The following is a 13,860-nucleotide window of genomic DNA, read 5'->3' on the forward strand; positions in this document are numbered from 1 at the left end:
TCAGCTCGCGGTCAGGCCCCAGCGCTTGCGCAGCGCCCGGTCGGCGCCGTTGAACAGCTGGTCGACCAGGATGCCGATGACCAGCACCACGATGATGTAGGCGAGCACCGACACCGCGTCGTTCAGGTCGCGGGCGGTCTGCATCCGGACGCCGATCGACACCGTGCCCGGCACGATCACCAGCAGCTCGCCGGCCATCAGGCTGCGCCAGGAGAACGCCCAGCCCTGTTTGAGACCGGAGACGAAGGACGGCAGCGAGGCCGGCAGGATCAGGTGCCGGTATTTCGCGATGCCGGTCATGCCCATCACCTGGCCCACCCGCAGCCAGGTCCGCGGCACGTAGTCGATGCCGCTGATCAGGCCGTTGGCCACCGACGGCGCGGCGCCGAGGACGACCACGAAGAGGATCGCCTCCTCACCGAGCTGGAAGAGCAGGATGGCCAGCGGGAACCACATGATCGACGGCATCGTCTGCAGGCCGGTGATCAGTGAGCCGATGGCCGCGCGCAGCGGCTTGAACTGGGAGACCAGCGCGCCGATCAGGGTGCCGATCGCCACCGCCAGGGCGAACCCGGTGATGGCCCGGGTCATGGTCAGGCGGACGCCGTCCCAGAACCTCGGCTCGGTGATCAGCGTGCCGAGTTCGGCGAAGACGTCGGCGGGTGGCGGGAGGACGTAGACCGGCCGCCACTCGGAGAGGAAGACCAGCTGCCAGATCCCGACGACGATGGCGATGGCGAGCAGTTTCGGCCAGGTGGCGGCCCAGATCCGCCGGCCGATCCGGCCCTTCTCCTTCTTGGGGCCGAGTTCGAGCGCGTCGAGGCCGCTGACCTCGCTGGCCGCGCGGTTGTCGGCGGCGACTTCAGTGGGCATGACGGGCGACCTCCGCGCGGAGCCGGTCGGTGATCTCGGCGGCCTGGCCGGAGACCTCGGGGGAGTCGATGCGCCGGGGACGCGCGTGGTCGATCTTGAAGTCCTCGATGACCCGGCCGGGGCGGCTGCTCAGCAGGACCACCCGGTCGCCGAGCCGGACCGCCTCGCGGACGTTGTGGGTCACGAAGAGGACGGTGAGCTCCTGCTCGCGCCAGATCCGCTCCAGCTCGTCGTGCAGGATGTCGCGGGTCATCGCGTCGAGCGCGCCGAACGGCTCGTCCATCAGCAGCACGTCGGCGTTCTGGGCCAGGGCCCGGGCCAGCGCGACCCGCTGCCGCATGCCGCCGGACAGCTCGTGCGGCCGCTTGCCGCCGAAACCGCCCAGCCGGACGATCTCCAGCAGCTCCTGGGCCCGCTTCTTGCGCTCGGCGCGGCCCACCCCCTGCAGTTTCAGCGGCAGCTCGACGTTGGCCGCCACCGAGAGCCAGGGGAAGAGCGCGGCCTCCTGGAACATCAGCGCGACGTGCCGTCCGCCGATGTCCAGGGTGCCGCTGGAGATCTTGTCGAGGCCGGCCACCAGCGAGAGCAGGGTGCTCTTGCCGCAGCCGGAGGCGCCCAGGAGGCAGACGAACTCGCCCTTGCCGACCTCCAGGGAGATGTGGTCCAGGGCGAGCAGAGCGTTGCTCCCCGAACCGTACTGCTTGCTGACGTCGTCGATCCGGACCACAGCGGTGCTCATGCTCGCCCTCCTATCGATCCGTGCGTATCAGGCGGCGCCGTCGCTGACCTCGGGCTGACCGTTCGCCTTCAGCAGCTCGTTCAGCAGCGAGAGGTCGTAGATGCCCTTGAGGTCGACCGGGTCCAGCAGGCCGACCGTCTCGGCGTTCTTCGCGCTGGTGAAGAGCGAGGAGGCGATCGGGTCGTAGGTGAACTTCAGGTTCGCGAAGGCGGCCTTGAGGATCTCGCCGTTCAGCGGCTTGCCGGACAGCGACTCGATCTGCGCGTTCGCCGCGGTCTGCGCCTCGGCGTTGTTGCCGGCGATGTACTCGACCGACGCGATGTGGCCTTCGAGCAGCTTCTTGACCGTGCCCGGGTACTCCTTGAGGAACTTCTGGCTGACGATCAGGTGGGTGGTGACGAACTCCTGGTTCGGCCACAGCGTCTTCTCGTCGACGAGCACCTTGGCCTTCGACTCCAGGATCAGCTTGCTGTAGTTGGGCTCCGGCACCCACGCGCCGTCGATGCTGCCCTGGGTGAAGGCCTGCACCGCGGTCGCGTTGTCCTGCGGCAGGATCGAGACGTCGCCGCCGCCGGAGGTGTCGGCGTTCAGGCCGTTCTCCTTCAGCCAGGCGCGCAGCGCGACGTCCTGGGTGTTGCCCAGCTGCGGGGTGGCGATCTTCTTGCCCTTGAGGTCGGCCGGGGAGTTGATGCCCTCCTTGACGACCAGGCCGGCGCCGCCCGAGGTGCTGCCGGCGATGATCTTCAGCGCCTCGCCCTTGGACTTGGACCAGCCGTTGATCGCCGGGTTCGGGCCGATGTAGGTGGCGTCGATCGCGCCGGAGAGCAGCGCCTCGATCGCGGCCGGGCCGGCGTTGAAGGTGGTCGCCTCCAGCTTGGTGCCGGTGCCCAGCTTCTCTTCGAAGATCTTGTTGTGTACGCCGACCAGCGCGGGCGCGTGGGTGATGTTGGGGAAGTAGCCGAGCTTGAGGGCGGTGGCCTCGGCGGTGCCACCACCCGCGGCGGCGGTGGTGGTCTCGTCGTCGGATCCGCAAGCGGCCAGGGCGGTAGTGGCCACCACGGCGGCCGAGGCAAGGGCGAGCGCACGGAGGGTGCGGGAGCTCATGCTCACTCCTAGATCAATTTCTTCGAATCGAGTGTTGGGAGAGTTCGGCCAGGGTCTGGTGGTCGACCACGCCCTCGATGGCCGCCTCGACGGCCACCCACACGTCGTGCAGCGCCGTCGCCGCACCGTGATAGGTCGCCGTGGACGTGGGCAGCCCGCGGACGGTGGTGAGGGCGCCCCCGACGGCGCGGACGACATCGCCGACGGTGATCTCCTCGGCCGGGCGGGCCAGGGCGTACCCGCCGTCCACACCGCGATGGCTGTGCAGCAGCCCGGCGCGGCGCAGATCGAGCAGGATCCCCTGCAGAAAGCTCAGCGGGATCTCCTGGGCGGCCGCCAGCCCGGCGGCCTTGACCAGGCGGGGATGCTCCGCGGTGACCGCGAGCATCGCGCGTACGGCGAAGTCCGTGCGAGCCGAGACGTACTCGACGCGCTACCCCTTCCCCGATTCTTCGCTTTCCCTATCTGTTGGATGGGAATACTGGACCATATGGGTTTGGTGCGTCAACCCTGGTCGTCGGGCGGGATTCCGGCATCGGACATCATTCGGGGCGTATCGATCGCTGGATCAGTCCCCCGGGTGACCGGGATGACACTCGCGGCAGATATCGACGTATTTACTCGCCGTCGCCACTCGACTACGCAATCGCGTCGGCTAGATTCGTACCGTGGCGCCCAAAATCAAGATCCCCGCGACGAAATACCCGGTCGAGCGGCTGACTCTCGGCAACGGTCTGCGTGTGGTCCTGTCCCCGGATCGCAGCGCCCCGGTCGTCGGTGTGGCCGTCGTCTACGACGTCGGCATCCGCAGCGAACCGGAAGGCCGGACCGGCTTCGCCCACCTCTTCGAGCACCTGATGTTCCAGGGCTCGGCGAACCTGGAGAAGCTCGCGCACTTCCGGCATGTGCAGGGCGCCGGTGGCAGCTTCAACGGCTCCACCCACCTGGACTACACCGACTACTACGAGGTGCTGCCCTCCGGTGGACTGGAGCGCGCCCTCTTCCTCGAGGCCGACCGGATGCGCGGCCCCCGCCTGACCGAGGAGAACCTGCGCAACCAGGTCGACGTGGTCAAGGAGGAGATCCGGGTCAACGTGCTGAACCGGCCGTACGGCGGGTTCCCCTGGCTCAAGCTCCCGCCGGTGATGTTCGAGACGTTCGCCAACGCGCACGACGGCTACGGCTCCTTCGCCGACCTGGAGAGCGCCACCGTCCAGGACGCGCAGGAGTTCTTCGACAGGTACTACGCCTGTGGCAACGCCGTGCTCTCGGTCACCGGCGACTTCGACGTGGCCGAGGCCACCGCCATGATCGAGCGGCACTTCGGCGACGTCCCGGCCCGGCCCGCCCCGGTGCTGCCCGACTTCGACGAGCCGGGACTGACCGGCGAGCGCCGGGAGTCGTACACCGATCGCATCGCCCCGCTGCCGGCGATCGCCGCCGCCTGGCGGGTGCCGGACCCGATCGGCGCGTTCGAGGCCTACCTGCCCTTCGCCGTGCTCGCCGAGGTGCTCACCGACGGCGACGCCTCCCGGCTGGTGGAACGCCTGGTCCAGCGGGACCGCGCGGCCACCACGATCGGCGGCTACCTCGGCTTCATGGGCGACGAGTTCCAGGTCCGCAACCCGACCGCGTTCCTGCTCCAGGCCCACCTGCCGCCCGGCGGCGACGCCGACAAGGTGCTGCGCACCATCGACGAGGAACTGGACCGGCTGGCCACCGGCGGGGTCAAGCCCGGCGAGCTGGACCGCACCCAGGCCCGGATGGCCACCAACCTGCTGCAGGAGACCGACGGGGTGCTCGGCCGGGCCCAGCCGATGGCCGTCCTGGAACTCCAGCGCGGCCGGCCCGGACTGCTCAACGACCTGCCGCGCCTGATCAGCGAGGTCACCGGCGAGCAGATCGCCGCCGCCGCGGCCACCCTGCGGCCGGAGAGCCGCGCCAGCGTCGAAGTCATCCCCGGAGGAGCAGCGTGACCGTCAAGACCCTCCCGGACCTGGTGCCGGCCACCGAGCTGAACCTGCCGGTGGAGCGCGAGCGCACCCTCTCCACCGGGCTCACCGTGATCGCCATCCGCCGGTCCGCGGTGCCGCTGGTCGAGGTCCGGCTGCGGATCCCGTTCGGCCGGGCCCCGCTCGCCCCGGCCACCCTGCTCTCCCAGGCCCTGTTCACCGGCACCGACGGCATGACCAGCATCGACATCGCCGCCGAGCTGCAGGCGGTCGGCGGCAGCCTGGGCGCCGGCCTCGACCCGGACCGCCTGCTGATCAGCGGCAACGCGCTCGCCGACGGCCTGGACCGGACACTCGAACTGCTCGCCGCGGTGCTCACCGGCGCCACCTACCCGGGCGAGGAGGTGTCGGTCGAGCGGGAACGGCTGACCGACCACATCCAGGTCGCCCTGAGCCAGCCGGCCCACCTGGCCCGGGTGGCACTGCTCAAGCGGATGTACGGGCCGCACCCCTACGCGGTGCAGACCCCCGCCCCCGATCAGGTCCGCGACATCGAGCCGGAGGCGCTGCGCGAGTTGCACGCCGCCCGGGTCCGGCCGCGCGGAGCGGTCCTGGTGCTGGTCGGCGACATCGACCCGGACCAGGCCATCGACACCGCGGAGAAGGCCCTCGGCGGCTGGACCGGCAGCGGACCGGACGGCAGCCTCCCGCCCACCCCGGCGCTGGAGCCCGGCCCGCTGCTGCTCGTCGACCGGCCCGGCTCGGTGCAGTCGTCGCTGCGGATCGCGCTGCCCGCGGTGGTCCGCACCGACCCCGACTACGCCGCGCTCAGCCTGGCCAACCTGGTCTTCGGCGGCTACTTCTCGTCCCGCTGGACGGAGAACATCCGCGAGGACAAGGGCTACACCTACGGGTCGTACTCGTCGATCGACCACTACGTGGCCGGTTCGGCCCTGGTCGCCGCCACCGAGGTGGCCACCGAGGTGACCGGCCCGTCACTGCTGGAGACGCAGTACGAGCTGGGCCGGATCGCCAGCCTCCCGCCCGGCGAGGACGAGCTGGAACAGGCCCGGCGGTACGCCCTCGGCACCCTCCGGCTGGGCATGTCCACGCAGGCCGGGCTGGCCGGCCTGGCCAGCATGTACGCCGGTTTCGGCCTCCGCCTCGACCATCTGCGGGAGCACTCGGCGGCCCTCGCCGCGGCCACCCGTGAGCAGGTCGCCGCGGCCGCCGCGAAACACCTCGCCCCATCCCGTGCGGTGACCGTGGTCCTCGGCGACGCCGAGAAGATCGCGGACTCCCTCACCGCCCTGACAGCCGTGGAGCGCGACTCAGCGTGACGAACCACCCGAGCGCCCCGCCGCTCGCCCGCACCACCCTCGACCGCGCGGCCGAACACCGCAAGGACGAGGTCTGGCTCGCCGCCGCCTGGGACCGCGGCCGGGTCCTGCTCGTGGACCTGGCCCGCGGCGGCCGCGCCCTGGTCACCGACCGTCCGGACGGCGGCGCCGCACTGGTCCTGGTGCCGCCGGCCGACGCGCCGGACGGTGACCGCTGGTTCCTCGGCGTCGACCCGGACGGCACCCCGATCTGGGCGGTCGACGCCCGGCTCGACGGCGGGTCGGCGCTGCGCGAGGTCGGGCACCTGCTCGACGCCCGGGACACCGGCGTGCTGACCACGGCGGTGGCCCTGGGCAACTGGCACCTGTCGCACCGGTTCTCGCCGCGGACCGGCAAGCCGACCCTGCCCGTCGAGGCCGGCTGGGCGCGGGTCGACGAGGACGGCGTCATGATGTGGCCCCGGACCGACCCGGCGATGATCATCCTGGTGCACGACGGGGTGTCCGGGCCGGCCGGCCGCTGCCTGCTCGGGCACAACGCCGCCTGGCCGGCCACCCCGGACGGCAATCGGCGGTTCTCCTGCCTGGCCGGCTTCGTCGAGGCCGGCGAGTCGGCGGAGGCCGCGGTCGCCCGGGAGGTCCACGAGGAGGTGGGCGTCCACCTCTCCGCGATCCGGTACGAGGGCAGCCAGTCATGGCCGTACCCAGGCTCGTTGATGTTGGGTTTCTTCGGTGTCGCCGACCCGGAGCAGCCGCTGCGGCTGGAACCCGAGGAGATCGACGAGGCGCACTGGTTCTCCCGCGAGACCGTCGCCAAGATGATCTCAGGGGAGGATCCGCGGACTCTTCCGATGGGTTCCTCGATCGCTTCGTACCTGATCGAGAAGTGGCTCCTCGAAGATCCAGAAAATTTTTCCGGTTAGGGAGCAACCGATCCGAGGGGTCGTCGCGTCTTCACTTCAAAGACGAGAGGGGACCCGATGACCCAGGTGGAGGCGCCGGCGTGGACGCCCATGTCCGCACAGGAGCGGGAGGCGTTCGACCGCGACGGCTACATCGTCGTGCCGTCGGTGCTGAGTGAGAGCGAGATCGAGGTCGGCCGGGCCGCGATTCTCGGGGCGTACGAGAAGGGCAAACGAGACGGAAAGCTCGGAGCCACGGGGGCTCTGCACCAACTCTCCCCGATCGCCGGGGTGCCGGAGCTGGCGTTCCTGCTGGACCACCCGAAGGCGTTCAAATACATCTGGTCGCTGCTGGGCTGGAACATCCACGTCTACCACTCGCACATCGACGTGCACCCGAAGATCCACGAGAAGCCGAAGGACTGGTGGCACTGGCACCAGGACGGTGGCCGGCAGAACCGGGAGATCGAGACCGACCCGCGGCCGATGATGTCGGTCAAGCTGGCCTACTGGTTCTCCGACGTGAGCGAGACCGGGCGCGGCAACTTCACCGTCCTCCCCGGCAGCCACAAGACCAACTGGCTGCCCGGCCCGCCGAGCCGCGGCGTCCCGTGGCCGCAGCCGGAGGGCGCGACCCAGATCACCGCGAACCCCGGTGACCTGGTGGTCTTCGACCGCCGCATCTGGCACGCGCGGTCGGACAACTTCTCCGACATCACCCGTGTCGGCGCCTTCTTCGGCTACACCCCGCGCTGGATCGCCATCCGCGACGAGGTGGCCGACCTGCCGAACCGGCCCGAGTGGGACGGTTTCAGCGAGGTCCAGAAGCAGCTGCTCGGCGGCTTCGGCAAGGGCGACGGTGACCACCAGTGGGGTCACTACCCGGAGACCACGCCGTTGTACGGCGCTCTCAAGGAGCGCGGCCTGCTCGACTCGAGCATCCCGGCGCTGATCCCGTAAGTCATGAAAAAGGGCGGCCCGTCACGGGCCGCCCTTTTCAGGCATCAGGCCGCGATGGCGGCGAGGTGCTCCTTGACCTGGACGATCGACGGGTTCGTCAGCGCCGAGCCGTCCGAGAACTTCAGGGTCGGCACGGTCTGGTTGCCACCGTTGACGCTCCGGACGAATTCGGCCGAGGTCTCGTCCTGCTCGATGTCGACGACCTCGTAGGCGATGCCCTCGCGGTCGAGTTGCGACTTCAGGCGGTGACAGTACCCACACCAGGTCGTCGAGAACATGGTCAGCATCGGTCAGGGCTCCTTCGATACAGGTCACACGGTGGTGCGGCTGACAAGCACAACGCCCTCCGGGGGTGTCATGATTCCCTACCGTGCGGACTGAAGGGGTGCTGGCCGGACTCGACCCGGAGCAGCGGACGGCGGTGACCGCGCCGGCCGGGCCGGTGTGCGTCCTGGCCGGCGCCGGGACGGGAAAGACCCGGGCGGTCACGCACCGGATCGCCTACCGGACGCTGTCCGGCGAGATCAGCCCCCGGCACGTGCTCGCGGTGACGTTCACCGCGCGGGCCGCCGCCGAGATGCGGGCCCGGCTCACCGCCCTCGGCACCGGCGCCGTGCAGGCCCGGACCTTCCACGCCGCCGCGCTGCGGCAGGTGCGCTACTTCGCGCCCCGGCTGCTGCAGGGCCGGCAGATGCCGGAGCTGATGGAGAGCAAGATCCGGGTGGTCGGGCTGGCCGCCGCCCGCGCCGGGGTCCGTACCGACCGGGCCGCCGCCCGTGACCTCGCCGGTGAGATCGAGTGGGCCAAGTCGTCGCTTGTCGAACCGGGGGAGTACGTGGTGGCCGCGGCCAAGGCACTGCGCGAGCCGCCGTACGAGCCGGCCCGGGTCGCCGAGGTGTTCGCCGCCTACGAGTCGCTGAAACGCCGGCAGGGCGTGATCGACTTCGAGGATCTGCTGCGTGCCGCGGTCTGGGGCATCGAGGAGCATCCGGACGTCGCCGACCAGATCCGCGCCCAGTACCGGCACTTCGTCGTCGACGAGTACCAGGACGTCAACCCGCTCCAGCAGCGGCTGCTGGACTCCTGGCTGGGCGGCCGGGACGACATCACCGTGGTCGGTGACGCCAGCCAGACGATCTACTCGTTCACCGGCGCGACGTCGGCGTACCTGATCGACTTCCCGCGCCAGCGGCGTGGCGCCGTGGTGGTCCGGCTGGTCCGCGACTACCGCTCGACGCCGCAGGTGGTCGGGCTCGCCAACGCGGTGATCAAGCAGGCCCGCGGCACCGAGGCCAAACTCCGCCTGGAGCTGGTCGGCCAGCGGGACCCCGGGCCGGAACCGGAACTGAAGATCTTCCCGGACGAGCTGGGTGAGGCGTCGGCGGTGGCCCGGCGGTGCCGTGAGCTGATCGCGGCGGGCACCCCGGCCAACGAGATCGCGGTGCTGTTCCGGACCAACGCGCAGTCCGAGACGTACGAGGAGGCCCTGGCCGAGGCCGAGGTGCCCTACGTGGTCCGCGGGGGCGAGCGATTCTTCGAGCGTGCCGAGGTGCGGCAGGCGATGGTCGCGCTCCGGGCCGCGGTCCGCTCCATCCCCGGCGAGACGCCCCTGCCCGAGGCGGTGGTGGAGGCGCTCGCCGCCCGCGGCTGGAACCGGCATCAGCCCCCGCCCGGCGGTGCCGCCCGGGAGCAGTGGGAGGCGCTGGCCGCCCTGGTCACGCTGGCCGAGGAGTACGCCGCCAGCCCCGAGATCCTGCCCATCGGCGAGGCCGGGCAGGTGCAACGGGAGATCACCCTGTCCGCCTTCAACGACGAACTCGCCCGCCGTGCCGAGCAGCAGCACGCGCCGACGGTGGCCGGGGTCACTCTGGCCTCCCTGCACTCGGCCAAGGGGCTGGAGTGGGACGCGGTCTTCCTGGTCGGGCTGGCCGACGGCACCCTGCCGACGACCTACGCCAAGACCGCCGAGCAGCTCGAGGAGGAGCGACGGCTGCTCTATGTCGGGGTGACGAGAGCACGTCAACTGCTCTGGCTTTCGTACGGGCAATCCCGCTCCTCGGGAGGACGGGCCCGTCGGCCGTGCCGTTTTCTGCCACAGCTGCAGGGATCGTCCGCGTCGTCATCATCGCCCGCGGTCGCCGATCGCAGTCGGAAACCCGACCGTCGCCGTGTCCAGGTGTCGCTCTGCCGGATCTGCGGCGCCACTCTGCTGGCCGGCGCGGACCGCAAACTGGGCCGCTGCCCGACCTGTCCCTCGGACCTCGACGAGGACCTCTACGAGCGTCTGCAGGTGTGGCGGGCGAACGTCGCGGCCGGTCTCAAAGTGCCTGCATTCGTCGTGTTCACCGACGCGACCCTGGTGGCGATGGCGGAACGCCGTCCGAGTGACCCGGCGCAACTGCTCGCGATAGCCGGGATCGGGTCCCGCAAGCTGGGGCAGTACGGGGACGCGGTGTTCGCTCTGGTGGCCGGAGCGAGCCCTGATGATCTTGTAGAGAAAAACTTTGAAAACTAGTCCGTTAATTCGTTTGCCCTCTCCTGTAGGGCAGGCATAGCCTCAGGACACACCTTGGCGAGCAGCAGTTCGCCCGGGTTCCGGAGAACTACGAGTGCAGGTTTTGGAGGAGGTGGCAGACATGGAGCTCAACATCATGATGGCGCGACCGTCGACGCTACCGACTGCTGCCTGGCCTCTGGCTGTCTCGCTGCCCATCACCGCCGCACCCGTGGCTGTGCTGGCTGTGGAGCAGGCCCCGGTTTCCCGGGAGCACCAGGTCCAGATCCAGGCCGAGCTGGGCAAAGCGGTCCTGATGTTCGACGGAAACAAGGGCACCACTGGGCTCAATGGCAGCGCCTCCAGCAAGCGTTACACGGACGGTGCCAGCGGCGCCCCGCCTCGAGGAAGGCCGGTCTGACCACAGACCACCGGCTCACCTCGAGGCCGCGGAACCCGTAAAGGGATCCGCGGCCTCAAATGTTTTTCCGGCCTAACCAGGCCGGTCGATAGCCCCAAAAACGATCCAGAAGATCGAGAAGAAGAGAGAGGTGACCGGGCTTTATGAGTCTGGCGCTGGCCCCGATCGACATCACCGTCGACCTCGAGGCAAACCTGCCCTGTCGGAAGTTCGACCCGGACCTGTGGTTCTCCGACACCCCGGCCCAGCTGGAGCTGGCCAAGTCGCTCTGCGGGGACTGCCCGCTGCGCGCCGAGTGCCTGTCCGGTGCGGTCGACCGCGCCGAGCCCTGGGGCGTCTGGGGTGGCGAGATCTTCGAGCGGGGTGCCGTGGTCGCCCGCAAGCGGCCCCGTGGCCGGCCGCGGAAGGTCGACGTCGCCCGCGACGCCGAACTGGCCGTCGAAGTCGAGGAGCGGCTCGCCGCGAACGGTCTCGACACCCGCAACTCGGTCCGGCTGGCGGCCTGAGATGCACACCCTCCCCGTAGCCCCCGTGGCCCAGATCGCAGTACGAGAGCCGAGCATCGAAATGATCCCGAACGGAGCTCCCAAGGTGAGACTCATCCAAGAAGCGTTGTCCCGAGCACGAATGCGTCGGCCTCAGAGTGACCGTGCACCTGAGGCTTTCCGCTCCGCCCGCCGTATCAGCATGGAAGCCCGCTCCCGGGCTTCCCGTGATCTCGGCGCCGGGCTCTAACCCCCGACAACCACTTCTGACCCCATGAGAAACGGCCCGTCCGCCGCCACGGACGGGCCGTTCGCTTCAGTTGATCGGCGTTCCCGGGACCTTAGAGGCCGGCGGCCGATCGAAGTCGCAGTAGACGCTGATCGACGTCCTGTCCAGGTCGGCCCAGGGGGGAATGGCCGGCTGATACACGGTGAGCAGTCTGTTCTCCTGTCTGCCGGGCAGGCAGCTCTCGTCTTGGCGGCCGGTGTCCAGATTTCCTCCGACGATCCTTCCGGATTCGTCACGGAAGACCAGCGATACGCCCCGCGAGGTCATTCCGGTCCGCACGTTGTTCCGGACTGACGCGCAGTTCGCCGACTCGGAGGCAAATCGCAGAGAACCGCCGGCGTCGTCGTTGCGCTGCCCGCTGCCGACGATCACCGCGGCCGTCACCGGACCCAGGCCGGTGTTTCCGTCACCGGGGTCCAGCCACCGGTCCACGGTGAGCGTCACCTTGATGGAATCGATGGTCTTCAGGCTCTGATCGGCGTTCCGGCCGATCAGAGCGGATGTGCCCACAGCTGCGGTGTCGCCCGGCCGGAGGACGGGGACGACCTGAGTGAGCCAGTCCCGGGTGTCCGGATCGACGACGGCACGGCCGGCCGAGTCGACGGCTTCGAACGTGACGAGTGTCCGGTAGGCGACCTTGCCGGTCTCGTTGCGGATCATCGATCCCATGCTCACCACCGGGCCGACCTTCGAGTATCCGGTCTCGACGACCTGGGCGCCGGTGGGAACGGTGTCACCTGCCCCTGCTGATCCGGGCGTGGTCAACCGGCATGTGGGCCCGGCCTGTGACGGATCGGCGGAACTCGAACGGTAGTAGAGGAAACCGGTGCCGATCAGAACGGCGGCCAGCACGACGGAGAGCCCTATCCATTTGCGATTCACAGAAAGTCACCAAGCCCTTGATCCGTCATGATCGTCCGGTTCGTCTGGTCTGCGAGCAGCGGTCGAGGAGTGACGAAGCTGGACCGGAGAGCCGTGACCGTCTCACCTGATCCGATCAGCGCGGTGGCTATCTGCTCCTCTTTGCGAAGAACGATGAACTGCAGCTTGAACAGGGCCTGCTGGAGCTGTTCCACGAGGGCCATAGGACTCACCGCATCGAAATGGATCTCCTCGTTCACCTCCGGCGCGGACTTGTCCACGACAGTGGCACCCACCTGCGCCGCGGCGCCCGCAGCGGTCAGGGCGACGGCACCGGCACCGCCGGTCAGGGTGGCACCGACCGCCAGCACTGACGAGGCGACGGTAAGAATGATCACTTCGGCGTCCACGGAGGTGTCTTCGCCCATCCGCTGCAGCGCGGTGATCGCCTGGTGAGCGATGCTGTCCACATTCGTCCGGCACTGCTCCCACAGCGCCTTCGTGGCCCCGATCGTGCCCGCCAGCACCGAGAGGAGACTGAACTGGTTCTGGATGACGGCGGGCCAGTCCTCCTGGAGAGTCCTCTTGAACTCCTGTCCCGCGAGGCCGCGCCAGTGCGTCAGCGTCTCGTCGACCATTCTGGCCCGGTTCATGTCCGGATCGACCAGGTACTTGAGGCCATGAATCGGATCGGTCGAGTTGCTCGCGGTAGCGAGCCGGCTCGTAGTCGTGACGAGCTTCTGGTGCATCGCCTCCAGGGCTTGCGGGTCGGGGATGTCGAGGAAGGGCTCGAACATCTCCGCGATCCCGGCACATTTCCCGCGGATGCCGGCCACCGCATCGGCGGGGATGGCAGCCATGGTCGTCTTGTCGACGGCGCGCCCGTCCGCAAGCAAGGCGATACCCAACTGATCGAGTGTTCTCTGGAGAACCAGTTCCTCGATCCGCAAGGCATGATGACGCAGTTCGGGATAACTCATCGGGAATCGTTCCCGGTCTGTCCCGGCCTCGCCTGCCGGTCCCGGTTCTCCACCGTGATCCGTTTGTCGATCTCGGCATCGAGGGAGTCCGCGTTGACCCGATCGGCCTCGGCGTACTCCCGGGAAGCCATGACCAGGACCTCACCGGTGGCGGCGAAATTCTCAGCGGTCTCCTGTAGCAGGGTCACCGTGGTGTCGGCGAGGAACTGCCAGGCGCCCCGGACCGGACCGTACGGCCCGCCGAACACCGCGGGACGCCACAGCAGATCGATGCCGGCCTCGGCCGCGAAGAGCATGCCGGCAACCGCCCGGTAGTGCTCGGCCAGGGGCTTGAGCTGGAGTTCCCCAGCTTGCCAGAGATCCACGTAGTTGACGACGAGTTCGTTCTGATCCCCGGCCATCCCCGTCCTCCTGATCGCTGTCGATTCCCCTCCCCGGGGAGTACACCGATCAGGGCGGA

The 13,860-nt window shown here is 69.3% G+C and carries 14 protein-coding genes and 1 pseudogene; 7 read left to right on the forward strand and 8 right to left on the reverse strand.

The genetic code is table 11. The features are described 5' to 3' along the window. The 4 genes and pseudogenes from ACQ0O7_RS06940 to ACQ0O7_RS06955 form a co-directional block, all read right to left on the reverse strand. Complete coding sequence (locus tag ACQ0O7_RS06940) at positions 1–873, reverse strand: ABC transporter permease (protein WP_430780912.1); 873 nt, start codon at positions 871–873, stop codon at positions 1–3. Next, a complete protein-coding gene (locus ACQ0O7_RS06945) occupies positions 863–1,612 on the reverse strand; it encodes an ABC transporter ATP-binding protein (RefSeq protein WP_430780914.1) in 750 nt (249 codons plus the stop codon). Before ACQ0O7_RS06945 ends, ACQ0O7_RS06940 begins: the two co-directional genes overlap by 11 nt. A 27-nt stretch (positions 1,613–1,639) precedes the next feature. Continuing rightward, positions 1,640–2,716, reverse strand: a complete 1,077-nt coding sequence (locus ACQ0O7_RS06950; RefSeq protein WP_430780915.1) for an ABC transporter substrate-binding protein — start codon at positions 2,714–2,716, stop codon at positions 1,640–1,642. A gap of 13 nt (positions 2,717–2,729) precedes the next feature. Continuing rightward, a pseudogene (locus ACQ0O7_RS06955) lies at positions 2,730–3,140 on the reverse strand (RrF2 family transcriptional regulator); the annotation flags it as partial. A gap of 244 nt (positions 3,141–3,384) precedes the next feature. Here ACQ0O7_RS06955 and ACQ0O7_RS06960 point away from each other — a divergent pair. The 4 genes from ACQ0O7_RS06960 to ACQ0O7_RS06975 are packed head-to-tail and all read left to right on the forward strand — an operon-like array spanning position 3,385 to position 7,870. Further along, positions 3,385–4,692: a M16 family metallopeptidase gene (locus ACQ0O7_RS06960; RefSeq protein WP_430780916.1), complete on the forward strand. Its 1,308-nt coding sequence runs from the start codon at positions 3,385–3,387 to the stop codon at positions 4,690–4,692. After that, positions 4,689–6,008: a M16 family metallopeptidase gene (locus ACQ0O7_RS06965; protein ID WP_430780917.1), complete on the forward strand. Its 1,320-nt coding sequence runs from the start codon at positions 4,689–4,691 to the stop codon at positions 6,006–6,008. The genes ACQ0O7_RS06960 and ACQ0O7_RS06965 overlap by 4 nt, the downstream gene beginning before the upstream one ends. Continuing rightward, on the forward strand, positions 6,005–6,931 hold the full coding sequence (gene nudC, locus ACQ0O7_RS06970) for an NAD(+) diphosphatase (protein WP_430780918.1): 927 nt from the start codon (positions 6,005–6,007) through the stop codon (positions 6,929–6,931). Before ACQ0O7_RS06965 ends, nudC begins: the two co-directional genes overlap by 4 nt. A gap of 57 nt (positions 6,932–6,988) precedes the next feature. After that, the gene (locus ACQ0O7_RS06975; RefSeq protein WP_430780919.1) at positions 6,989–7,870 is read left to right on the forward strand and encodes a phytanoyl-CoA dioxygenase family protein; all 882 of its coding nucleotides are present in this window, start codon (positions 6,989–6,991) and stop codon (positions 7,868–7,870) included. Positions 7,871–7,914: 44 nt separating this feature from the next. Here the strand turns inward: ACQ0O7_RS06975 and ACQ0O7_RS06980 are convergent, their stop codons facing one another. After that, positions 7,915–8,157 (reverse strand): mycoredoxin, encoded by a 243-nt coding sequence (locus ACQ0O7_RS06980; RefSeq protein WP_430780920.1) that lies wholly within the window; start codon positions 8,155–8,157, stop codon positions 7,915–7,917. Between the two features lie 83 nt (positions 8,158–8,240). Between ACQ0O7_RS06980 and ACQ0O7_RS06985 the strand changes: the two genes are divergently transcribed. The 3 genes from ACQ0O7_RS06985 to ACQ0O7_RS06995 all read left to right on the forward strand — a co-directional run bounded on the left by ACQ0O7_RS06985 (position 8,241) and on the right by ACQ0O7_RS06995 (position 11,291). Next, on the forward strand, positions 8,241–10,385 hold the full coding sequence (locus tag ACQ0O7_RS06985) for an ATP-dependent DNA helicase UvrD2 (RefSeq protein ID WP_430780921.1): 2,145 nt from the start codon (positions 8,241–8,243) through the stop codon (positions 10,383–10,385). Positions 10,386–10,506: 121 nt separating this feature from the next. After that, positions 10,507–10,785, forward strand: coding sequence for a hypothetical protein (locus tag ACQ0O7_RS06990; RefSeq protein ID WP_430780922.1), 279 nt, complete (start codon positions 10,507–10,509; stop codon positions 10,783–10,785). A gap of 143 nt (positions 10,786–10,928) precedes the next feature. Then, complete coding sequence (locus ACQ0O7_RS06995) at positions 10,929–11,291, forward strand: WhiB family transcriptional regulator (protein ID WP_430780923.1); 363 nt, start codon at positions 10,929–10,931, stop codon at positions 11,289–11,291. A 295-nt stretch (positions 11,292–11,586) separates the two neighbouring features. Here the strand turns inward: ACQ0O7_RS06995 and ACQ0O7_RS07000 are convergent, their stop codons facing one another. Genes ACQ0O7_RS07000 through ACQ0O7_RS07010 form a run of 3 tightly spaced genes read right to left on the reverse strand, consistent with a single transcriptional unit; the run spans position 11,587 to position 13,801 of the window. Continuing rightward, the gene (locus ACQ0O7_RS07000) at positions 11,587–12,411 is read right to left on the reverse strand and encodes a hypothetical protein (protein WP_430780924.1); all 825 of its coding nucleotides are present in this window, start codon (positions 12,409–12,411) and stop codon (positions 11,587–11,589) included. Positions 12,412–12,437: 26 nt separating this feature from the next. Continuing rightward, positions 12,438–13,400: a hypothetical protein gene (locus ACQ0O7_RS07005; RefSeq protein ID WP_430780925.1), complete on the reverse strand. Its 963-nt coding sequence runs from the start codon at positions 13,398–13,400 to the stop codon at positions 12,438–12,440. Further along, entirely contained in the window at positions 13,397–13,801 is a 405-nt protein-coding gene (locus tag ACQ0O7_RS07010; RefSeq protein ID WP_430780926.1) for a hypothetical protein, read from the reverse strand. Before ACQ0O7_RS07010 ends, ACQ0O7_RS07005 begins: the two co-directional genes overlap by 4 nt. Between the last annotated feature and the right edge of the window lie 59 nt (positions 13,802–13,860).

The sequence above is a fragment of the Actinoplanes sp. G11-F43 genome (assembly GCF_050589265.1).
Classification (GTDB): domain Bacteria; phylum Actinomycetota; class Actinomycetes; order Mycobacteriales; family Micromonosporaceae; genus Actinoplanes.